Source organism: Cellvibrio sp. KY-YJ-3, assembly GCF_008806955.1.
GTDB lineage: Bacteria > Pseudomonadota > Gammaproteobacteria > Pseudomonadales > Cellvibrionaceae > Cellvibrio.
Genome location: NZ_CP031727.1, coordinates 1,208,604 through 1,230,904, shown reverse-complemented (window position 1 = coordinate 1,230,904; position 22,301 = coordinate 1,208,604). Strand labels below are relative to the sequence as shown.

Below are 22,301 nucleotides of genomic sequence, written 5' to 3'. Positions count from 1 at the left end.
TCACTTTTTTCCCGCGCGATATGGCCTCGCCCCTTACGCCCAATGCCAGTACAATGCTGCCAGTCATCAGAGACTGCCACCACACAGTGCTGCTATCCCGCCCGCTGGGCGCCTAGTCTTGGAACCCGCTATGAACGAGAAAAAAACCACTCACTTTGGCTTTCAACAAGTTCCTGTCGAAGAGAAAGCAGAGCGTGTCGCCGAGGTATTCCACTCAGTCGCCGCCAAATATGACGTGATGAACGACTTGATGTCCGGCGGCATTCACCGCTTGTGGAAGCGTTTCACTATTGAAGCCTCAGGTGTGCGCGCCGGTCACAAGGTTTTGGATATAGCCGGTGGCACGGGCGACTTGAGCTACCAATTTGCCAAGCTGGTCGGCGCCAATGGGCAGGTAATACTCGCCGACATCAACGCCTCCATGCTCGGCGTGGGTCGCGACCGCCTGACCGATCGCGGCATCGCCGGCAACATCAACTTTGCCCAATGCGATGCGCAGTACCTGCCGTTTCCCGATAATACTTTCGATTGCATTACCATCGCCTTCGGCCTGCGCAATGTCACCGATAAAGACCTCGCCTTGCGCTCCATGCTGCGCGTATTAAAGCCGGGCGGACGATTGCTGGTGCTGGAATTCTCCAAACCGCAGAGCGAAATCCTCAGCAAAATTTACGATACCTATTCCTTTAAAGTGCTGCCGTTTATGGGCAAGCTGGTGACTAACGATGCCGAGAGCTATCGCTACCTCGCCGAATCCATCCGCATGCACCCGGATCAACAAACCCTGAAAGACATGATGGATGCCGCCGGTTTTGTGCGCACCGAATTCCACAATATGACCGGCGGTATAGTCGCGCTACACAAAGGGATTAAACCTTAATGGCTGGCATGCTTAGCACCGCCGCACTCGCCAGCGCGGAAAAAATGCTTAACACCGCACTGCGTTACGATCCCGCTACACGCATTGGGCTGATGCAACTGGAAGGCAAAATTCTCGCAGTGCAAATCACCACACCGGCAATCACGGTATTTATGATGCCGATGGATGACGAATTGCGCTTGATGGGCAACTGGGATGGCGATGTAGATACACGTATTACTGGCTCGCTGCTGGCGCTCGCACAATTAGCACACACCGAAATCCACAATTTAAAAGACAGTGGTGTGACGGTGATGGGCGATTTAAGCCTTCTCGCCGATTTGCAGCGGCTGATGAAAAACCTCGATATCGACTGGGAAGAAATGCTCAGCCAATTCACCGGCGATATTATCGGCCACCAAACCGCGCAGCTGATTCGCGCGCAATTCGGCTGGGTTAAAGAGCGCGCCACCAGCGCCCAGCGCCTGACCAGTGAATTTCTCACCGAAGAATTAAAAGCCCTGCCCGCCAAACCGGAATTGGAAGATTTTTACCAGCAGGTAGATGATTTGCGTTTGGCAGTAGATCGTGCAGCCGCACGCATGGAAAAACTCATTAAAGAGAAATCAAATCCGTGATTGTTTTTTTTCGTCTGTTAAAAATCCTGCGTGTATTTGCCCGCTATCGTCTCGATCAACTGCTGCCAACTAACCTGCCGTTTGCGGCACGCGCGCTGTTGCTCTTGTTCAAATTATTCCCCCAACCTACATCACCCAGCGGAGAAAAACTGACTCGCGGTGAATGTTTACGGCGCGCCTGCGAAGACTTGGGGCCGATTTTTGTAAAATTTGGTCAGCTGCTATCAACACGGCCGGATTTAGTACCCGGCGATATAGTGCTCGAACTGAATCACCTGCAGGACAACGTCGCCCCTTTTGCCAACGACGAATTCCAGCGCATTGTTGAAACTTCACTCGGCGCCAGTGTCGATACCATTTTTGCCAGTTATGACAAAGCACCGCTGGCCTCAGCTTCCGTCGCACAAGTGCATACGGCGGTATTAAAAGATGGCCGCGAAGTGGTCATCAAAGTCGTGCGCCCCGGCATTGAACAGGTGATAGAGCAGGATATTGAATTGCTGCTGTTAGTCGCCCGCTGGGTAGAAAAAAATACGCTGGATGGCAAACGTTTGCACCCGGTGGAAATTGTGCAGGATTATCGCACCACCATTTTTGATGAATTGGATTTACAGCGTGAAGCCGCTAACGCCTCACAATTGCGCCGCAACTTTTTAAACTCGCCGCTGCTCTATGTGCCCGAAATTTATTGGGATTACACGCGCAGCAATGTGTTGGTGATGGAGCGCATTTACGGTATTCCAGTAACGGACATCAACGCCCTGACCGCACAACATACCGATATGAAAAAACTCGCCGAGCGCGGCGTGGAGATTTTTTTCACCCAGGTGTTCGAGCACAATTTTTTCCACGCCGACATGCACCCGGGCAACATTTTTGTGTCCACTAAAAACCCGCAGCTGCCGCAATACATTGCGGTGGACATGGCGATTGTCGGCTCGCTTACGCGCGAGGATCAATATTATTTAGCGCGCAACCTGCTCGCCATGTTCCGCCGCGATTATCGTTTGGTAGCTGAACTGCACGTGCAAAGCGGCTGGGTACCCAAGACCGTGCGAGTAGAAGAATTGGAAGCGGCGATCCGCACTGTGTGCGAACCCATTTTTGAAAAACCGCTGAAAGAAATTTCCTTTGCCAATGTACTGCTGAGTTTATTCCGCACCGCGCGCCGCTTTGATATGGAAGTGCAACCGCAATTAGTACTGCTGCAAAAAACCCTGCTGAATATTGAAGGTTTGGGCCGCCAACTCTACCCGGATTTGGATTTATGGGTGACTGCCCATCCGTTTTTGGAACGCTGGCTGAAAAACCGTTTCCACCCCAAATCACTCTGGGGTGAACTCAAACGCTACGCGCCCGAGTGGATGGAAAAATTCCCGCAGGTGCCGGATCTGATTTTTAACAGCCTGCAACAGTTACCGCTCATCAGCCAAAAACTGGATGCACTGGAACGCGATGTAAGCCGCCGTAATATGCAACAGCATCGCGGTCGCCGTAAACTGATCGCACTGGTGGCCTTTGGTGCGGCGGGTTATTTCTTCTATCAAGACACCCAAGGTTCGGCAGTATTAAGGGATTGGCTGATAGCGGATGTATCACCGGCAAGCATCGCGTTGGTGGCGATTGGTTTGCTGGCACTCTGGTTTAAAAAGTAATAACAAACTCATCGAACCAGTGATGGCAGCCTACCTATGTGTGCAAGTATGGTTGTACGCATACAAGTATTTGTGCCTATATAACATCCTTCTGCGCTACAGCCTGAATGCTAAACAAAACTTCATAATCACCGCGTAGCTATTCTGATTCCTTCTGTTATTATCGAATATCAACAATAGCGATAGCGAAGGATTTCATTGTTATGTCGAGTGCGACGCGTATTCTGTTAGTGGATGATACCCCGGAGAATCTGGATGTGCTGAGTGGCATTCTGGAGGATTTGGATTGCCAGCTAATTGTTGCCACCTCCGGGGAGCGCGCACTGGAGTTGGCAACTCGTCGCCTGCCCGATTTAATCCTGCTCGATGTGATGATGCCCGACATCAATGGTTTTGATGTTTGCACTCGCCTGAAAGGCGACCTTAGCACCACGGAAATTCCGATTATTTTTGTCACCGCGCGCACTGACGATATCAGCCAAGGGTTTCGCGTAGGCGGCGCCGACTACATTACCAAACCGATTAATGCCGACGAAGTGCGCGCCCGCGTGCGTCACCAATTGGAACGGCAGGCAATGCTCGCCGAATTAAAATCCTTTAATCGCGAGCTGGAAACCAAAGTGCGTGAGCGCACCTCCGAACTCACCATTGCCAATCGCCAATTGCGCGAAGAAATTAATGAGCGTCGCTATATGCAAGACCGCCTTAATTACCTCGCCACCCACGATTTTGTTACCCGCCTCCACAACCGCAACGCCCTTGAATCCTTTGTCTCCGAATTACTCGCCCGCATTCAAGTGCAGGACGTGGACGCGTCGTTTTTGATGATCGATATCGACCGCTTCCGCTTGATTAATGAAAGCTGTGGTTGTATTGCCGGCGATGAATTGCTGCGTCAATTTGCCGATACCATCAGCGGCTTATTAACACGCAATGATTTTTTTGCCCGCCTCGGTGGCGACCGTTTTGCGGTGGTGACTTATTGCGATGAGGGCGACAAAGGCTACGCGCTGGCGCAATCTATTTTGACGCACCTGCAAGATTTTAATTTCCAGTGGGAAGATCGCCAATTCAAATTAGCAGCCTCTATTGCGACGGTGCCGCTCACCCGCACTATGGTGAGTTACGATCAGGTGATGCTCGCCGCCGATGAAGTGATTTTTGTGGCCAAGCAGGAAGTGCGCGGCGGCATTTACAGTTATGAAGACGCCGCCAAACGCAGCAGCCTGCACAAGGAAAATATCAACTGGGCCTCGCGCCTGGTGGATGCCATTCACAACCAATCCTTCCGCGCTTATTTCCAGATGATCGAATATTTTCCCGCCACGCGGAAAGAAGATGCGCCGCAGTATCGCCTGGAAGTATTAATGCGCCTGTGGGATGCGGAACATCAACGCATGATCTCACCGGGTGAATTTATCGGCCCCGCCGAGCGCTTGCATTTAATTCCGGAACTGGACAAGTGGATGCTCAACGCCACCCTGTCATTTTTTACCCAGCACCGCGAGTTACTGGAACAGATGGATATGGTGTCCATTAATATTTCGGCCTTCTCGATTCGCGAAACCCAATTCGCCCAATCCATCATCAATAGCTTCCGCCAATTTAATTTACCGCCGCAAAAATTCTGCTTTGAAATTACGGAAACCCAGGCAATTGTAAACGTCGATTCCGCTCGTCACTTTATGCAGCAATTGCGTGAATTTGGCTGTCACTTTGCGCTGGATGATTTCGGCAGTGGTTTTGCCTCCTATGCTTACTTGCATCAACTCTCGTTCGACAAAATAAAAATTGACGGTATTTTTGTGCGCGATATGGATAGCGACGCATCGCACTATGCGATGGTGAAATCCATTGTGGAAATGGCGGCTTCACTCAATAAAGAAGTCACTGCCGAATTTGTTGAAACCGAGGAAGTTGCGCAAAAGCTCTACGCTCTGGGTGTGCGCTGGGGTCAGGGCTACCATCATCATCGCCCACAGGCATTAAACTATCAGGCGCTGGAAACCCTGTTGCTAAATAAAGTGCAGCAGGGCAGTTAATAACAATAAGGAAACTCGCCAGTGGTGATGAGCAAGCGCAAAAAAATCTATCTCCTGGCGAAATTGCCAGTATTAAACCTGATGTTTGCAGTAGGGTATTTTTTTCTGGCGCAATGTGGCTCCGCCTGGAGTTCACTCACGGCGCAAGTTTCTTTAATTTGGCCTGCTGCCGGGTTTGCACTGTTTGGCCTTTTATTATTTGGTTTGCGCATCGCACCGGGTTTATTGGTGGGTGCTTTTGCCACCAACTTCAGCATTCATCTTTATCCCGCGTTTGGTATTAGCTTCACCACACTACTCGCAGGCGGATTAGTCAGCGCCGCCATGTTGCTGCAAGCCATTATTATTGCGCGCATTAATCAGGGAATTTTAAGCCGAAATCTGTTGGTGAATTTACCGCGCACACTGGGTTTTATCAGTAGCGTATTTGGTTGTGCCTTAATCGCCCCCTCCGTGGGTATTGCTACTTTTTCTTACCTTGGTTTGATACCTGATGTGGAGTTGGGCAAGGCTTGGGCATTTTGGTGGATGGGTGACAGTATTGGCATGCTGACCTTCACCGCGCTGTTTGCCTGGGTGCTCATTCCCCGCGTGCGCCACAACACTCACGCCCAAGCATTTTTATTGCTGTGTGTGGGAGTGGGTTTAGTATTTTTTTTAGTCTCGGCCCTCGGTTATATCCAACATTCTGAAGCGCAGCGGCTCGCCCATGCAGCCAGTGCCATGACCTTGGCTGCAAAATTGGATGAAGCGCCCTGGTATCAACCCAGTTGGTTGCAATTTTCCGCACTCGCTATCGGCCTGACGTTAATTGGTTTGTTGTCAGCGTATATTCGCACGCGCCAACAGCACGATGAATTACTCAATCAAAACCAACGCAAATTGGAAGAGGAAATTCTCTCCCACACCCAGGCGCTGCGCAAAGCCAATGATTGGCTGTTAAACGAAGTGGTGCAGCGCCAGCAAGCACAGGAACAATTGCAGGAATCGCAACAGGCACTGCGCGCACGGGAACAACATTTGCGTAGCCTGCTCGATAATATTCCCGACCCGGTGTGGTTCAAAAATCTGCAGGGGGTTTATATCAGCTGCAACAAAGCCTTTGCCGCGATGTTGGAATTAACCGAGGCAGATATTATTGGCAAAAGCGAAGAGCAATTGGTGAGTGCGGAACTCGCTGCCTTGTTTCAACAAAATGACCAGGCCACACTCAATAGCGACGCCGCGCATCGCTATGAACAATTGATTACCATCAGCCCTGAGCAGCAATATTTACTCGACACGATCAAAGTATCGCTGCGCGATGACACGGGTGAAGTGGTGGGCATTTTGGGCATCGGGCGCGATATTTCCGCGCAAAAAAATGCTGAGCGCCAGCTCTCTTACGCCAAGGAGGCCGCCGAAGAAGCCACACGTGCCAAAAGCCGTTTCCTTGCCAATATGAGCCATGAAATTCGCACGCCGTTAAATGCCGTGTTGGGTTATACGCAATTATTAATGCGCGATGAAAAAATTACCGGCACCCAGCGCGAGCGGTTGCAATTAATTTTGGTGTCCAGCCAGCGCTTGCTGGGATTGATCAACGATGTATTGGACTTATCCAAAATTGAATCTGGCGTGCTCAACTTGCGCAAAGAATATTTTGATTTGCATCAGGAAGTGGCGGACATTCAAACCATTATGGCGGAGCGCGCCGACACCAAAGGGTTGCAACTTATCACCCAGGTAGATTTACCCAGTCCCTATATTGTGAAAGGCGATCGCCAAAAAATTGGGCAAATATTATTAAACCTGTTGGGCAATGCCATTAAGTTTACACCGCAAGGCAGCGTCAGTTTGTACGTTGCCAATTTGCAGGGTGAAGTGGAATTTGTGATTGGCGATACCGGGCCGGGAATTTCAGAGGATGAGCTGGCAGAACTATTTGCCGCGTTTAAACAAGGGCAAGCCGGTGAGGACGTGGGTGGTACCGGATTGGGTTTGACACTCTCGCGCCATTTGGCTGAAGGCATGGGCGGTAGCTTGCAGCTCTCCAGTGTCTTGGGTCAGGGCACACTCGCGCATCTGCGCTTGCCACTGGTGAGCGAAAATATTTTACTCGACCCGCGCGATACCAATACCCGCGTAACACGGATGGCCGAGGGCTGCCAGGTCAAAGCACTGGTGGTAGAAGATGATTTTGCCAGCTGTGAAATTTTAGTGGATTTATTACAGCAAATTGGCTGTGACACTTACGCAGCACACGATGGCCGTGAAGGTTTGGCTATGTGTCACGCGCATAATTTCGATATTGTTTTTACTGACATTCGTATGCCCGGTATCAATGGTTTGGAAATGTTTCGCCAATTGCGCGCGCGCGCTAATTACCAAACAACGCCGATTGTGGCGGTCTCGGCCTCCAGCCTTGAGCATGAGCGCAGTTATTATTTAGCCCAAGGGTTTCAGGAATTTATTGGCAAACCCTACGCGTTTGACGATATTTATAATGCCTTGCGCCATTTCACCCGCGCACATTTTGATGGCGATAATCACCATGAAAAGTCCGAGCCCAACCCCGCTGTTGAATTGCTGCAGCAACCCGATTTACAGCCAATCAAACTTTTGCTGAATGAATTTGTCGCCGCCGCCGCCAGTGGCGATATGGGCAATTGTAAAAAAATGATGACAGAGTTAACCGCTGAACAACTAGGTAAACAGCGCCATCAACAATTGTTAACGGCACTGCGGCAATACGATTTGGAACGGGTGGAAGCGCTGGTCAGCGAGTGGCTAAATGCGCTTGCAGAAGAGAATTAACATATCCACTTTTCTTTATTCAATCACCGCGCCCCAACCGTCGGATTCACCACCCAGTGGGCCTGCCAGTTCATTCAAATGTGCCTGAATCCGCTGTATTTCATGGTATTCCGGCACCATAGTGATAAACGCCACCACCGCCCAGAAAGGCCAGGACTCTTCATTCTCCGCCGTCATGGCTTCGCCCTCTTCCAAATCGCCCTCATCATAAAGCGCATGGGCTTTGTAGCCAGCCGTTTGTAGCACCTGCTCTATTTGCAACGCCGTGGCCTCATCGGGGCAATGCACACCAAATTCCAAATCCATCGCCTGGGTTAAATCAATGCCGTGTTCGTGCAGCATTTGTAACAGACCGCCATCGTCATCATTCGGGAAGCTCATCATTTTCTCCGGTAAACATAAATAATCACTGCCCATAAGATCGGGCAGATAAGGGGTTATTCCATTTCAAGCAAAAAGGTTACTGGCCCATCGTTTGTTAATGCGACTTTCATATCGGCCGCAAAAATACCCGTGGCGACTAACGAGTGTTTACTGCGCAACTGTGCGACAAAATAATCATACAGTTCCTGCGCTGCAGCCGGTGGTGCGGCAGAGGAAAAACTGGGGCGCAGCCCCTTGTTGGTATCGGCTGCAAGGGTAAATTGCGATACCACTAAAATACCGCCCGCCACTTGCTGCAGATTACAATTCATTTTGTTGTTTTCATCGGCGAAGATCCGGTAGGCGAGGATTTTGTCGATAAGTTTATTGGCTGTCTCCGGCGTATCGTTTTTTTGAATGCCGAGCAATAGCAAAATACCCTGACCAATTTCACCGACCACTGTGTTATCGACAGTGACTGACGCTTCGCTAACCCGTTGCAATAACCCTAACATGTTGTTTCCGTGTATCACCTGAATAAATTTTTGCCTTGCTAAAAACAACGGAGCCATCAGGCTCCGTTAGCTGTACGCCGAAACACTCGGGGCATCAGGCAAGGCGATCACTGGTATGCAGAATTTTTTTGGCGAGATCATCGGTCGCGCGTATCAGGGCGTCCACAATTCCTGGCTCCCGCGAGGCGTGGCCCGCTTCGCGGATGATTTGTAACTCGGAACCCGGCCAGGCTTTGTGCAGCGCGTAGGCGTTGTCGAGCGGGCAAATCACATCGTAGCGACCGTGCACAATCATGCCGGGAATACCGGCGAGTTTATGGGCGTCGCGCAGAATTTGGTTCTCCTCCAAAAACGCATTATTCATAAAATAATGCGCTTCAATACGCGCGAGCGACAACGCGCGATGGGGTTCAGTAAAGGAGTCCACCACATCCTGACAGGGTTTGAGTGTCGCCGTGCGCCCCTCCCAGCCAGCCCAGGTTTTGGCGGCAGACATTTGTTGGATCTGGTTTTCACCAATCAGTTGGCGATAGTAAGCGGCGATCATATCGCCGCGCTCTGCTTCAGGAATTTGTGCGACAAAGTCATCCCAAAAGTCGGGGAATAAACGGCTTGCGCCCTCTTGATAGAACCAGAGCAGATCGGTGCGGCGGCAGAGGAAAATCCCGCGCAAAATTAACCCCAATACTCGCTCGGGATAAGTTTGTGCGTAAACCAGACTCAGGGTTGAACCCCAGGAACCGCCAAACAGCACCCACTTATCAATACCGAGCGTGGTGCGAATGACTTCAATATCCTCCACCAATTTTTGTGTGGTGTTATTTTCCAATTCCGCGTGGGGGCGCGAACGGCCAGCGCCGCGCTGATCAAACAAAACGATGCGATAGACTTCCGGATCAAAAAAGCGGCGGTCGTATTTACCACAACCCGCACCGGGGCCACCGTGTACAAACAATACGGGGATGCCATCGGGGTTGCCGGATTCATCGACATACAATTCGTGGGGGCTTCTACAGCGATCTGGTGACGTTGGTAGGGTTTGATCTCGGGATAAAAAATCTGCATAAACTCGCCTTGTTCGGGTCAGTGTTCGGGTCTACAACACCGGGATTAGATTGTCATAAAGGTAGCACATCCCCCTGTTAAACCCGAATCTTTTCTCTGTGCAAGCATCCGCCAAAATCGCTTAACAAAGCTTTATTTGCTGCCCATCACCCCGCTTGTTACCCTGAGTCAAATTGATTGAGGAGACTGCTATGACATTATTTACCCCCCTGCGCAAACTCGGTTTACTGGCTTGCCTGATCGCTACCCCCATGGTGGATGCCAAAACTCTGGACGTAAAAACCGAAACCGGGGCGATTCAAGTAAAAACCATCGCAGAAGGCTTGCAAAACGTATGGGGCATGGCGTTCCTGCCCGACGGCCGCATGTTAGTCACCGAGCGCGCCGGGCGGATGCGCATTGTCGGCGCCGATGGCAAAGTAGGTGCGCCGCTCGCTGGCTTGCCGGACATTTACGCCCAAGGCCAAGGCGGTTTACTGGATGTGATATTGGCACCAGATTTTGCCGCCAGCAAACGTATCTATTTCAGTTATTCCGAGCCGGGTACCGGTGGCAATAGCACCGCAGTGAGCTATGCAACACTCGCGGGCGACAAACTCGAAAACGTCACCCGGGTATTTAGCCAACAACCTAAAATTGATTCCAGCGCGCATTTCGGTTCGCGCTTGGTGTGGGCGCCGGATGGCACCTTGTTTATCACCCTGGGCGATCGCTACAGCCAAAAAGACAAAGCCCAAACCCTGGATAACCATCAGGGCAAAGTCGTGCGCATTAATGCCGACGGCACAGTACCAGCCGATAACCCCTATGTAAAAACTGCCGGAGCACTGCCCGAGATTTGGTCTTACGGCCACCGCAATGTGCAAGGCGCCGCGATTAACCCGCTCACCCAAAAGCTCTGGACCGGTGAACATGGCCCGCAAGGCGGCGATGAATTAAATATTGATGAAGCGACCAAAAATTACGGTTGGCCGGTAATCACCTACGGTGAAAATTACGGCGGCGGCAAAATTGGCGAAGGCACTCACAAAGCGGGCATGGAGCAACCGGTTTATAAATGGGTTCCTTCTATCGCAACAGCCGGTTTTATTTTTTACACCGGCGATAAATTTCCACAGTGGAAAAACAATATTTTACTCGCCAGCTTGCGCGAACAAACTCTGGTGCGTTTGACACTGGAAGGCGACAAAATCACCAAAGAGGAGCGCCTGCTGAAAAAAGAACTGGGCGCACGCTTCCGCTCGGTAGTGCAGGGGCCAGATGGTTTGATTTATCTGGTGAGCGATGAGAGCAAAGCAAAAATTTATCAACTATCACCCAAATAATTTTTACGCCTTAACCTGAAAAAGTTATGCTGAACTCCCGCTACGGCGGGAGTTTTTATTGGCGAGTCAGAAGTGAATTAATTTATGTACGACGGTGAATTTATTTTTGTGTACGGCACCTTGCGCCGCGCGTGCAGCACAGGGGCACACAACATTTATTTGGCAGGTGCAGAATTTATCGACAGCGCAGCAGTAGATGGCACTTTGTTTCGGGTTAGCTATTATCCGGCGCTGAAACTCGATAACAGTGGGAGCAAGGTGATTGGAGAGGTTTATAAACTCCACTCCGCGGAGCAATTAGCACGATTGGATGTGTATGAAGAGTGCGATTACCCCGCACAACCGGATCAGGAATATCAACGCCAGAAAATTAATTTACTAACGACGTCAGGAGTAGCGCTGTCGGCATGGGTTTACGCTTATCAACACGCCAGTGAGGGTTTGGAAATTATCACCAGTGGCGACTTTCTGAACCCCTAAAAACACAGGCACACCACCATTAATCGCCAAGGTTAAACGGCATCGGCAATTCCGTTTTTTGCGCCGCCCCGTTGCCAATCATTTCATCGTAGGGCGATTGCATAACCAGCCAGCCATTGGAGTAGCCCAACTTTTTCAGTGCCTCCTGTGCGCGAAACAGGCTGGGGAATTTTGCCACTTTCCCCTCGGCATTGCGCAGCAGTTGTGCGGCGCTACTTGAGCCTTCAGGCTCTTGGGTAGTGCCGGCAAGGTAATGCGCACAATCACTGTAACTGAAAATTAACGCACGCCCACTGGCCATAGCGACACCTCAACAGTAAATTGCTGTGTTGTTTAGTTGGGTTTTCTTAACTCGCATTATCCAGCGAGCACGCGTAGCTTTTGCAGTAACGCTTATCTGCCCAGCGGCGATAAACACGATCCACCAGCCCCGACCAAATTCGCCAGCGCAGCGGCTTCCATAAGAAGCCCATGGGTGTAAATGACCAGGCCGCTACATTCGCCTCCACGCCTAACAGCCAGCGACCATCCGGCAATAACAGATGCAAATCGCGCAACATCTGCTCGCGCTCTGCCTCACTAATACTCAGCAGCGAGTGAATATCCACCAGGGTTAATCCAGCACGTTTGTGTTTGCGTAAAAGAGCCATCTCCCCTGCGCACAATGGACAGCGGCCATCATAAAAAAGTTGGGCGCTTTGGATGGGCAGGGGCAATGGCATAAATCGCAAACCTCAATTAACGAGTGGTTTCTCAAACGTTAATACTTACGCCAGTTCTTCCCACCTGGATCAACGCTCGCCTTGCCGGACTCACAGCGAGCGGGTATGTTGTGCTGCTTTAGCGCCGCAGGTTTTAGCGCATCGCGTTTTACGGAGATAGATGATGAGTCAATACACAGCACTGAATTACGACATAGACCCGATTTTTCACGCCGCCAATAAACCCAAGGCAAAAATCGGTATTGTGCTGGCAAATCTGGGCACGCCCGATGCCCCCACCAAACCCGCCCTGCGTCGCTACCTGGCAGAGTTTTTGGCTGATCCGCGAGTGATTGAAGTACCGCGCGTGATTTGGATGCTGATTTTGCACGGCATTATTTTGCGCGTGCGCCCAAAAAAATCTGCTGCGCTGTATAAAAGTGTGTGGACCAGCGAAGGCTCGCCGCTACTGGCAATTAGCAAACAACAACAGGTGGCGATTCAGGAACAGCTGGGGAATGGCTTCAGTGTTAAATTGGGCATGCGCTATGGCAACCCTTCCATTCACAGTGCGCTGCGTGAATTGCAACTCGAAGGCGTGCGCAAAATTATTGTGTTGCCACTCTACCCGCAATACGCTGGCCCCACCACCGGCTCAACCTTTGATGCCGTAGCGATGGAATTAAAAACCTGGCGCTGGGTGCCGGAGTTACATTTTATTAATAACTATTGTGATGAGCCGCTCTACGTGGAAGCACTGGCTAACTCTGTGCGCGAGCACATTGAACAAAATGGCCTGCCGCAAAAAATTATTTTTTCCTATCACGGCATGCCCAAACGTTATTTAACCTCGGGCGACCCCTACTTTTGTCTGTGTCAAAAAACCACGCGTTTGGTGCAGGAAAAACTGGGCTTGGATAAAAACACATGCCTCACCAGTTTTCAATCGCGTTTTGGTCGCGAGGAATGGCTGAAACCCTATACCGATGAAACATTGGAAAATCTGCCGAAAGACGGCATCAAAGATATCGCGATGATATCGCCGGCATTTAGCGCCGACTGTTTGGAAACCTTAGAGGAATTGGCAGTGGAAAATCGCCATGCGTTTATAGCAGCGGGCGGAGAAAAATACGCTTACATTCCAGCCCTGAATGACCGCGCGGATCATATTCATGCGCTGGTGGAATTATTAAAATCAAAGGTATAGAAACCTCCCTGTCTTTTTAAAAAAAGCAGGGAGCAAATTATTTTTTATTTAATACCGCCAACAGCAACACCCAAAAACACAACACCAAATTAAACAAAGGAATTTGCAATTCTGTGGGCATGGCATAAACCACACTCACTGCCGGAATCCACACCAACCAGTTGGATAAAATAACCGTGGGAATTTTCACCAAGAAAAATTCCCTGCTCATTGCCTGCCGCGTTGCACGAACACTCCAGCCGGACTCCATCCATAGATACACAATAGTAATGCCCGGTGCCGCCCAGAGTGCACTGTAAAGAAATTGATCCACCGCCATTTTAGTGGCTATCGTCGGCAAGTCATTACCACTACCAAACCACTGCTCCTGCAGACGATAGAAAAAATCCACCTCCATGCCTTTTAATCCCCAAAAGACAATATAAAAAATCAGTAATACCAGAAGGTTGCGACGCGGCGGAAGGCTATTGCTTAACCACAAATACAGGAATGGAATTAATCCACCAAACAGCGCGGTAGCAATAAATGAATAACTAAATCCGTAAGTTTGTTTTAACTCGCCAAATAAGGTGAACGCCGGTTTGGCGGCAGGGATAAAAAAATAAACCAACAGCATACTGACTGCAAAAATTTGCAACACCAAACCAGGCAAGAGATTTTGTTTAAACGCGGTGAAAATAGCTTGTTTGATGTTCATTAGGAATGTCCAATCAGTGGCTTGTTGTGCAAAAAAAATCCCCGAGGTTTTACGTCGGGGATTTTTGCAAAACAGAACAATTATTTAATCAGGCAATAATCGTTACGCTTTTTTGCCGCGCTTACGCTCGTTTTCGGTAAGCAGTTTTTTGCGCAGGCGGATGCTTTGTGGCGTTACTTCTACCAATTCGTCATCTTCAATAAATTCCAACGCTTGCTCAAGAGTGTGACGGATAGGCGGAGACAGGGTCAGCGCATCGTCAGTACCGGAAGCACGTACGTTGGTCAATTGTTTGGCTTTGGTTGGGTTTACTACCAGGTCATTGGAGCGCGAGTGAATACCCACGATTTGACCTTCGTACACTTCCACACCGGCACCGAGGAATAAACGACCGCGATCTTGCAGTGGGTGCAGGCCGTAGGCGAGGGTTTTACCTTTCACCATGGAAACCAATACACCGTTTTGACGCTTGGCGACTTCACCCTCTTTTACCGGGCCGTAGTGGTCAAAAATACTGGTCATGATGCCGGAACCGGAAGTCATGGTCAGGAACTGGCCACGGAAACCGATCAAGCCGCGCGATGGGCAGAGGAATTCCAACTTGATGCGGCCTTTGCCATCCGGCTCCATATTGTTCAGCTCGCCTTTACGCAGGCCAAGCTCTTCCATCACTTTACCTTGATGCTCTTCTTCAACGTCGATGACCACTTGCTCGAAGGGCTCATGTACCACGCCGTCGATAATTTTCTGAACCACTTCCGGGCGCGATACGCCCAACTCGTAGCCTTCACGACGCATGTTTTCGATCAGTACCGACAGGTGCAATTCACCGCGACCGGAAACGATAAATTTATCCGGTGAATCGCCTTGCTGTACGCGCAGCGCTACGTTGGCAATCAATTCCTGATCCAAACGGTCTTTGATGTTACGGCTGGTGACGAACTTGCCTTCTTTACCAGCAAAGGGCGAGTCATTTACCTGGAAGGTCATGCTCACGGTTGGCTCGTCAATCGACAGTGCTGGCAAGGGCTCAATACAATCCGGGCTGCACAGGGTATCGGAGATACCGAGTTTATCGACACCGGTAATACACACGATATCGCCCGCGTAAGCTTTGTCGGTCTCGATACGTTGCAAGCCGTGGTAACCCATCACTTGCAGCACTTTCGCTTTACGGGTGTTGCCTTCGTGGTCAACCACCACGATTTGTTGGTTGGGCGACAGACTGCCGCGAGTGATACGGCCAATACCGATAACACCCACATAGCTGCTGTAGTCCAGCGCTGAAATTTGCATTTGGAAGGGGCCGTCCAGGTCAACTTTAGGCGGCTTCACTTTGTCTACGATCATTTGGAACAGCGGAGTCATGTCATCGGCGATGTCATCGGGTGACAGGCCAGCAACACCATTCAACGCGGAGGCGTAAATGATCGGGAAGTCGAGCTGTTCTTCAGTCGCACCCAAGCGGTCAAACAAGTCAAATACTTGATCTACCACCCACTCAGGGCGAGCGCCGGGACGGTCGATTTTGTTGATCACCACAATCGGGTTCAAACCTTGTTCAAACGCTTTGGAGGTTACAAAACGGGTCTGTGGCATTGGGCCGCCAACGGCGTCCACAATCAGCAATACCGAGTCAACCATCGACAATACGCGCTCTACTTCACCGCCGAAGTCGGCGTGGCCGGGAGTGTCCACGATGTTGATGCGATAGTCATTCCATTTGATGGCGGTGTTTTTCGCCAGAATGGTAATGCCGCGCTCGCGCTCCTGATCGTTGCTGTCCATGATCAGGTCGGCGCCGTCATCGCGACGATCAAGGGTCCCTGATTGGCGCAACAACTGGTCAACCATAGAGGTTTTGCCGTGGTCAACGTGGGCGATAATGGCGATATTGCGTAGTTTTTCGATTGCTGAATTGTCTGTCACTATGGAATTACTCTTGGGTATGCGCCTAAAGAAAGGCAAATGGGGAAGCGTAAAAAGGCGCGCATTATACCTATGAAGGTGTTGCACGGATATGACTAAGCGATGCTAATTGGTGATTTTTTGGGCTATTGGCCGCCCATAATCACGCCAAGCCACTTTTTTAACCTATCAGCCACTTGCTATCTGAACCCAGCGTGTGACGCAACACCACCGCAATCACCACCGATCCGTAAAACTGCACAACAAATGTCGCGACAAAGATGGCGAGACTGAGTTGGATATTGGCTGCGGGCAAAAATGGTTTAAAAGCCTCCGTTTGTACCAAATTTTCCAGCGCGATGGTCAGCAGCGGATGGATAAAAAAGATCGGAAAACTCAGTTCAGCAAGCCATGCCAGATGCTGTTGCAGCCAGCGCCAGTGGAGGTGGTAGCAGAGTAACAACAGGGCAATACAGGCAAACAATACCTGCACAAATTGCAGATCCAGCCCCTCATAACTAAATGCGGCCTTGTGGTAATTGCCGAGATGACCCCAAAGATAAGTTTGGCTCAGCGCTGTGACTACAACCACCAGCACACTTCCCAAGAGCAGCAGCCCGCGCCATTGATGCACTCGTGCGTAATATTGCGAAACCAACATACCCAGCAAATAAAAAGGCGTGTAGTAAACCAGCGACTGTAAAAAATTATTGTTGGACTGGGGGCGATGCAGAAACAGCGCAACTACCGAAAACGCCAGCAGCAACAATAATTGCCAGCGGCAATGCAACTGCAAGAACCGCATATGCAGCGGGGCACAGCAAAAGGTCAAGAGAATGAAAGGAATGTACCAGTGAGGATAGAGCACATACCCATTGCGCAGGGTGTACCAGACATTGAGCAGGTTCTGCTGCCAGGGGAGGCCATCCTGCCACCAACCAAAGGCGCGAATCAGCAGTGCCAATAGCGAAATAAAAACAAACGGAATCAACAGGGCTTTGGTTTTTTTCGCGACAAAATCGCGATAGTCAAAACGCGCCGCAAATACGCGATGGAAGAAGAAACCGGAGATAAACACAAACAGCCCGGTGCCACCGCGCAACAGGTTTTCGAGCAGCGCAGGAAACAGCGGTTGGGCAAGGAAAATCGAGTGCCCGAGCACAATCACGCCAATTGCCAGACCGCGCAGGTAATCAAACTCGACTATTCGTTCCCTCCGCGCTGTCACTGGCGCAAGGCTCATGAAATTGCGCAGGCGCTGCGTGGTTCGGGGCGATAAACCCCCACGTTAAGGTGGCCCGCATCTTTCAGATTGGCGGCATGCAATTGACTCATGACCCCCTTCTGGCAGTAGAGAAAATACTGAAGGCTGCTATCCAAGTGCGCAAATTGGTTGTTGAGGGAATAAAAAGGGATGACGCGCACGTCTATGCCATCCAGTTTGAGCGGATTGGCCTCCTGCTCATCCGGGTGACGAATATCAATCACCACCTGCCCGGCGGCAATTTCGCCCACCATGGGCACACTCAGGTCAGCATCCAGCTCATCGACAATTTCGTCGATATTCTGTGCGCGCCGCTCGCTAAAGGCGCGCTCCAGAATCGCCATGTCGAACTTGCTTTCCTCGTGCTCTACACGCGGCAATTTGGCTCTGGTGGTCGGGTTGACCGAAATCACCCCGCAGTACTCAGGCATGCTCGCGGCAAAGCTCTCAGTGCCGATTTTGCGCGAGATGTCGATAATTTCGCCCTTGTCCATAGTTACCAGCGGACGCAACACTACAGTGTCGACGGCGCGATCAATCACATTCAGATTGATCAGGGTCTGACTCGCCACTTGCGCCACACTCTCGCCGGTTACCAGCGCCGGAATTTCCAGCGATTCCGCCACTTTTTCCGCCGCACGCAGCATCATGCGCTTGAGCACCACGCCCATGTAAGCGTTGTCGACTTTTTCCAGAATCTCTTTCAGCACTTCCTCAAAGGGCACAGTGACAAACTTCACTCGATGGGAGGCACCGTATTTATTCCACAGGTAGTAGGCAACTTCTTTCACGCCGATTTCATGGGCGCGGCCGCCCAGATTAAAAAAGCAGTAGTGGGCACGCAGGCCGCGTTTGATACACAGATAGGTTGAGACGGTGGAGTCAAAACCGCCGGAAATCAGCGACAGCACCGGGTCTTGCGCGCCGAGAGGATAACCACCCAGCCCTTGGGTTTTACTGGTGACGACCCACAGGCGATCACCCTTGATTTCCAACGGCACAGTGATTTCCGGTTTTTGCAGTATCACGCCCTTGGCCTGCGAATGCTGCAGCAGACCACCGCCCACATATTTCTCCGCCTCCACCGAACTAAAGCTGTGCTGCCCCACGCGCTTGATGCGCACACAAAAGGTTTTGCCGGCCAGCGGCTCACGCCAGTGATGCAGGGTGTGTTGGAAAATCGACTCCAAATCGCCCAAGGGATATTCATGAATCAACACGAAGTTGGCGATACCGGGGGTATGGGCAAGCACCTCGGCGACCTGCGCGGTGATCTGTGCATCTGCCTCGGGGCTGCGAATTTCAATTTTTTCCCAGTCGCGCTGCACATCAATTTGCACCCCGATATTGGCCAGGAGCAACCTCAGGTTGTCGCGCAGCTGCTTGATAAAGCGCTTACGTACCGGAGGGGTTTTCATAATGATTTCGGGAAAAACTTTGACAACAAAATGCATGGAAGTCGCGCCTGGGGACATTCAGCTGTAGCCAAAGATGGATCTGACAGCTGCAGCTAGCTGGATAAAAAGGCGGCGATTATAAAGCAAGATTGAACAAAAAGCGGGGGCAAGCTTACGCTCCAGCGCAGAATACAGATCACGCGGATATAATTTTTTGTGGCTTTACGTTTAAACATATTGGTCAATACTCAATAACACTGGGCATTTCAATGACCTATGACCCGTACGGCTTTGACTGAATTAACCCATAAGCATTTTGCTGCAACAGAGAGGAAGCAATGAGAAACATCAGGATAGGATTGCGTTTGACATTTGGCTTTGGAGCGCTTGCGCTGATTTTGTTAGCGCAAGGCATTTTCGGCCTGAACAGCATGTCGAACATGAATAACCATACAAAAGAAATTACTGGTATTTGGATTCCCACCCTTAACGCCGTGGGAGATTTAAACCTCGCACTGATGCGCTACCGCGTTAATGCGGTGCGTTTAGTGGTGGACGCAGACCCCTCTGCGGTTGCCAAAGGAGAAACAAATTTGCAGTCGCGCGCGCAAGAGCTTGAGCAAGCATCTATGGCCTTTGAGCGCGAAATTACCGAGCCTGAAGAACGGCGGATTTTCGAAGATCTCAAGCAAACCAAATCACTCTATATGCAGAATACCGCGCGGGTTTTGGCCGCCATGAAAGCGGGTGACACCACCGCTGCGATCACCATTGTGGACACCGAACTCAATGTTCTCGCCGACCAAATGACCAAGATGCTTCTTGTCCTTGGACAAATAAACCGCGATGGCGCCAAAAAGGCAGCCGATGCATCCAGCGAAGCTTATACGAGCGCCCAAACCTTAGTCATTGGCAGTATTGTCATCGCCCTTTTCATCACTGCCGTGCTGGCACTTATGATCACGCGCAGCATTGTGAGCCCCTTACAACAAGCCGTAGCCGCCACCGAAACCATCGCCACCGGCAACCTTACCCAGCAGATCCGCTTTGACGGCAACGACGAGCCAGCGCGCCTGCTCGCATCACTCGCGATGATGCAAGATAACCTGCGCAGTACCATCACCCAAATTGGCAACTCGTCGGTACAGTTAGCCTCTGCAGGCGAGGAGCTAAGTTCGGTAGCGGAAGAGTCCTCACGCAACTTACAGCGGCAGAATGATGAGATCCAGCAGGCGGCGTCGGCAGTCACCGAAATGAGCGCCGCGGTGGACGAGGTTGCGCGCAATGCAGTGAGCACGGCCGAGGAGTCCAATGAATCTTCTCGCTTGGCGCATGATGGGCGCGACAAAGTGCATCACACAGTAGCGGCACTTAAATCCATGAGCCAAGAGTTTGGGCGCACCTCAGCATTGATTGGCGGTCTCGCGGAACAATCCAAAGATATTGGCAAGGTATTGGATGTGATTCGCGCCATCGCTGAACAGACTAATTTGCTCGCCTTGAATGCGGCAATTGAAGCGGCGCGTGCCGGAGAGGCTGGCCGTGGTTTTGCAGTAGTGGCGGACGAAGTGCGCGCACTGGCGCATCGCACCCAAGTGTCCACCCAAGAAATTGAACAGATGATTAGCAAAGTGCAAGGTGGCACAGCGGCGGCGGTGGAATCAATGAAAGGCAGCGTCGAACACGCCAGTAAAACCCTCACCGTGGCCGAGCAAGCGGGCGGCGCACTGGAGCAGATTTACCAAAAGGCGGGGCAGATCGGTGAACGCAACCTGTTGATTGCCAGCGCGTCGGAAGAACAGGCGGCAGTCGCGCGCGAAGTGGATCGCAATATTGTGAACATCAGCGATCTCTCCACCCAATCGGCGGCAGGCGCCAATCAAACCAGTGCTGCTACCTACGAGCTGGCGCGGCTGGCAACTGATTTGAATACACTGGTATCGCGCTTTGTTATTTAAGCCGCGTAGTTTATTGCACCCATCATCTGATCGTTGATCAGCGCCAATAAAAAGCCCCCGTCACCTGAATGACGGGGGCTTTTTACGTATGTCCGCAGCCATGAACTACTTGGAGCGGAAGATAATCTCTTTCATTTTTTGCAACTTGGGCGCCACCACCGGTACGGTCAGCATGGTGCTGGCCACTGCCATGATCAGCAGCGCGGTGAAGGTTTCATTGGTGATGATTTCCTTGTCGAGCAAGACATTGGCAAAAATGATCATGATCAGCGCTTTGGTTTGCAACAACCAACCAATAATCGATGCCTCGCCTTTTTCCCACTTGAGGATTTTGCCCGCCGCATGCACACCAGCCAATTTACCCGCCACTGAAGCCACCAGCAGGATGGCTGCCGCGATAAATACCGCCGTGCCGCCCACATCCCAATTCGTGCGCAAACCGGTACTGAGGAAGAATACCGGCATGATTATCATCAGGACAAAATGGCGTAATTTATCCATATCTTCCTGATTAAACCATTCGCCATCCATTACGGCACCGGCAAGGAAGGCGCCGACCATATAGTGCAAACCCGCCCAGTCGGCTGCAAGACCGCAGACTGCCAACCAGATAAAACCAGCGTACCAGCGGTCTTTCTCTTGAATCGCCACCATCAACTTGCGGAATAAGTAGGCAAGCACCGTAAAGCCCAGCAAGAACATACCCTGGCGACCCACACGCTCCCAATCCAGCAGAATCAACGCCAATACACCCCAGATGGCGATGTCGTCCAAACTGGCGTAACGCAAAATACGCTGGCCAATCGGTTGACGCAGGATTTCAAGCTTTTCCATCAACAGAATCAGAATCGGCAGCGCCGTTACTGCACAGGCCATGCCCACACCCAGAATAAATTGCCAGGTCATGCCCTTGGCACCAATCCAGCCATCGCTAAAGGCCATCATCGCCAGCGCTGCCCCACAACCAAACAGCAGCGGTGTACCCAGCGCAAGCCCAGCGGTGATGCTACTTTCCCGCTTGTAGGCCCAAGCTTTTTTCAGGTCGAGCTCGATCCCGGCAATCCACACAAAAATCATTACCGCCCACCAAGCAATACCGTTGAGCGATTTGATGACATCCGGGGTGAATACAAAGGTGTAGTACTCAGGAAAGGCTTTGCCCAGCACACCCGGGCCAAGCACTATACCCATGATGATTTGCACGACCACCAGGGGTGCCCAATAGTCAGTGCGACCGAGGCGCCAAATTAAAAAGGGCACTGTAAAAATGATTACCATGGCAATCAGGAATATTTCTGTTGTTGTCATTGCATGCATAACTAACCTTTTATTGTTCTGGGTAGAGTATTGGTTAAAAGAAGAGCGATAAAACCTCGGGCATATCACCTTGCCGTCGGTGTTACCCAATCGCGGCGCAGGCTACAAGGGAAT

The 22,301-nt window shown here is 51.1% G+C and carries 18 protein-coding genes and 1 pseudogene; 9 read left to right on the top strand and 10 right to left on the bottom strand.

Going from position 1 to position 22,301, the window contains the following annotated elements; genetic code table 11:
• Positions 1–130: 130 nt before the first annotated feature.
• From ubiE to D0B88_RS05195, 5 genes are all read left to right on the top strand, one after another.
• Entirely contained in the window at positions 131–880 is a 750-nt protein-coding gene (gene ubiE / locus D0B88_RS05215; RefSeq protein WP_007638521.1) for a bifunctional demethylmenaquinone methyltransferase/2-methoxy-6-polyprenyl-1,4-benzoquinol methylase UbiE, read from the top strand.
• Positions 880–1,497, top strand: coding sequence for an SCP2 domain-containing protein (locus tag D0B88_RS05210; RefSeq protein ID WP_151055652.1), 618 nt, complete (start codon positions 880–882; stop codon positions 1,495–1,497). Before ubiE ends, D0B88_RS05210 begins: the two co-directional genes overlap by 1 nt.
• Complete coding sequence (ubiB, locus tag D0B88_RS05205; protein ID WP_151055650.1) at positions 1,494–3,152, top strand: ubiquinone biosynthesis regulatory protein kinase UbiB; 1,659 nt, start codon at positions 1,494–1,496, stop codon at positions 3,150–3,152. The genes D0B88_RS05210 and ubiB overlap by 4 nt, the downstream gene beginning before the upstream one ends.
• A 203-nt stretch (positions 3,153–3,355) precedes the next feature.
• On the top strand, positions 3,356–5,194 hold the full coding sequence (locus D0B88_RS05200) for a bifunctional diguanylate cyclase/phosphodiesterase (protein WP_151055648.1): 1,839 nt from the start codon (positions 3,356–3,358) through the stop codon (positions 5,192–5,194).
• Between the two features lie 27 nt (positions 5,195–5,221).
• Positions 5,222–7,990, top strand: a complete 2,769-nt coding sequence (locus D0B88_RS05195; RefSeq protein WP_151055646.1) for an ATP-binding protein — start codon at positions 5,222–5,224, stop codon at positions 7,988–7,990.
• A gap of 15 nt (positions 7,991–8,005) precedes the next feature.
• Here D0B88_RS05195 and D0B88_RS05190 read toward each other — a convergent pair whose 3' ends face one another.
• From D0B88_RS05190 to pip, 3 genes and pseudogenes are all read right to left on the bottom strand, one after another.
• Entirely contained in the window at positions 8,006–8,374 is a 369-nt protein-coding gene (locus D0B88_RS05190; RefSeq protein ID WP_191966527.1) for a ribonuclease E inhibitor RraB, read from the bottom strand.
• A gap of 53 nt (positions 8,375–8,427) precedes the next feature.
• A complete protein-coding gene (dtd, locus tag D0B88_RS05185) occupies positions 8,428–8,868 on the bottom strand; it encodes a D-aminoacyl-tRNA deacylase (protein WP_151055642.1) in 441 nt (146 codons plus the stop codon).
• A 94-nt stretch (positions 8,869–8,962) separates the two neighbouring features.
• Positions 8,963–9,933, bottom strand: a pseudogene (gene pip / locus D0B88_RS05180) (prolyl aminopeptidase).
• Positions 9,934–10,124: 191 nt separating this feature from the next.
• On the opposite strand from pip, the gene D0B88_RS05175 reads away from it, so the two are divergent.
• Together D0B88_RS05175 and D0B88_RS05170 are read left to right on the top strand one after the other, a co-directional pair.
• Positions 10,125–11,258: a PQQ-dependent sugar dehydrogenase gene (locus D0B88_RS05175; protein WP_007638536.1), complete on the top strand. Its 1,134-nt coding sequence runs from the start codon at positions 10,125–10,127 to the stop codon at positions 11,256–11,258.
• Between the two features lie 84 nt (positions 11,259–11,342).
• On the top strand, positions 11,343–11,738 hold the full coding sequence (locus D0B88_RS05170; protein WP_007638537.1) for a gamma-glutamylcyclotransferase: 396 nt from the start codon (positions 11,343–11,345) through the stop codon (positions 11,736–11,738).
• A 19-nt stretch (positions 11,739–11,757) separates the two neighbouring features.
• On the opposite strand, the gene D0B88_RS05165 is transcribed toward D0B88_RS05170, so the two are convergent.
• Both D0B88_RS05165 and D0B88_RS05160 read right to left on the bottom strand, forming a co-directional pair.
• Positions 11,758–12,039 (bottom strand): DUF6482 family protein, encoded by a 282-nt coding sequence (locus D0B88_RS05165; RefSeq protein WP_151055640.1) that lies wholly within the window; start codon positions 12,037–12,039, stop codon positions 11,758–11,760.
• Between the two features lie 46 nt (positions 12,040–12,085).
• Positions 12,086–12,460: a thiol-disulfide oxidoreductase DCC family protein gene (locus D0B88_RS05160; RefSeq protein ID WP_151055638.1), complete on the bottom strand. Its 375-nt coding sequence runs from the start codon at positions 12,458–12,460 to the stop codon at positions 12,086–12,088.
• Between the two features lie 160 nt (positions 12,461–12,620).
• On the opposite strand from D0B88_RS05160, the gene hemH reads away from it, so the two are divergent.
• Entirely contained in the window at positions 12,621–13,646 is a 1,026-nt protein-coding gene (gene hemH, locus D0B88_RS05155; protein ID WP_225318539.1) for a ferrochelatase, read from the top strand.
• 37 nt (positions 13,647–13,683) lie between these two features.
• On the opposite strand, the gene D0B88_RS05150 is transcribed toward hemH, so the two are convergent.
• The 4 genes from D0B88_RS05150 to thiI form a co-directional block, all read right to left on the bottom strand.
• Complete coding sequence (locus D0B88_RS05150; RefSeq protein ID WP_151055636.1) at positions 13,684–14,343, bottom strand: hypothetical protein; 660 nt, start codon at positions 14,341–14,343, stop codon at positions 13,684–13,686.
• Positions 14,344–14,445: 102 nt separating this feature from the next.
• Positions 14,446–16,272, bottom strand: coding sequence for a translational GTPase TypA (gene typA, locus D0B88_RS05145; protein ID WP_007638543.1), 1,827 nt, complete (start codon positions 16,270–16,272; stop codon positions 14,446–14,448).
• Between the two features lie 160 nt (positions 16,273–16,432).
• Positions 16,433–17,494: an acyltransferase gene (locus D0B88_RS05140; protein WP_151055634.1), complete on the bottom strand. Its 1,062-nt coding sequence runs from the start codon at positions 17,492–17,494 to the stop codon at positions 16,433–16,435.
• A complete protein-coding gene (gene thiI / locus D0B88_RS05135) occupies positions 17,491–18,969 on the bottom strand; it encodes a tRNA uracil 4-sulfurtransferase ThiI (RefSeq protein ID WP_151055632.1) in 1,479 nt (492 codons plus the stop codon). The genes D0B88_RS05140 and thiI overlap by 4 nt, the downstream gene beginning before the upstream one ends.
• A 281-nt stretch (positions 18,970–19,250) precedes the next feature.
• Here thiI and D0B88_RS05130 point away from each other — a divergent pair, with 281 nt between their 5' ends.
• Positions 19,251–20,870: a methyl-accepting chemotaxis protein gene (locus tag D0B88_RS05130; protein WP_151055630.1), complete on the top strand. Its 1,620-nt coding sequence runs from the start codon at positions 19,251–19,253 to the stop codon at positions 20,868–20,870.
• 105 nt (positions 20,871–20,975) lie between these two features.
• Here D0B88_RS05130 and D0B88_RS05125 read toward each other — a convergent pair whose 3' ends face one another.
• On the bottom strand, positions 20,976–22,187 hold the full coding sequence (locus D0B88_RS05125; RefSeq protein WP_040391004.1) for a cation:proton antiporter: 1,212 nt from the start codon (positions 22,185–22,187) through the stop codon (positions 20,976–20,978).
• Positions 22,188–22,301 lie beyond the last annotated feature (114 nt).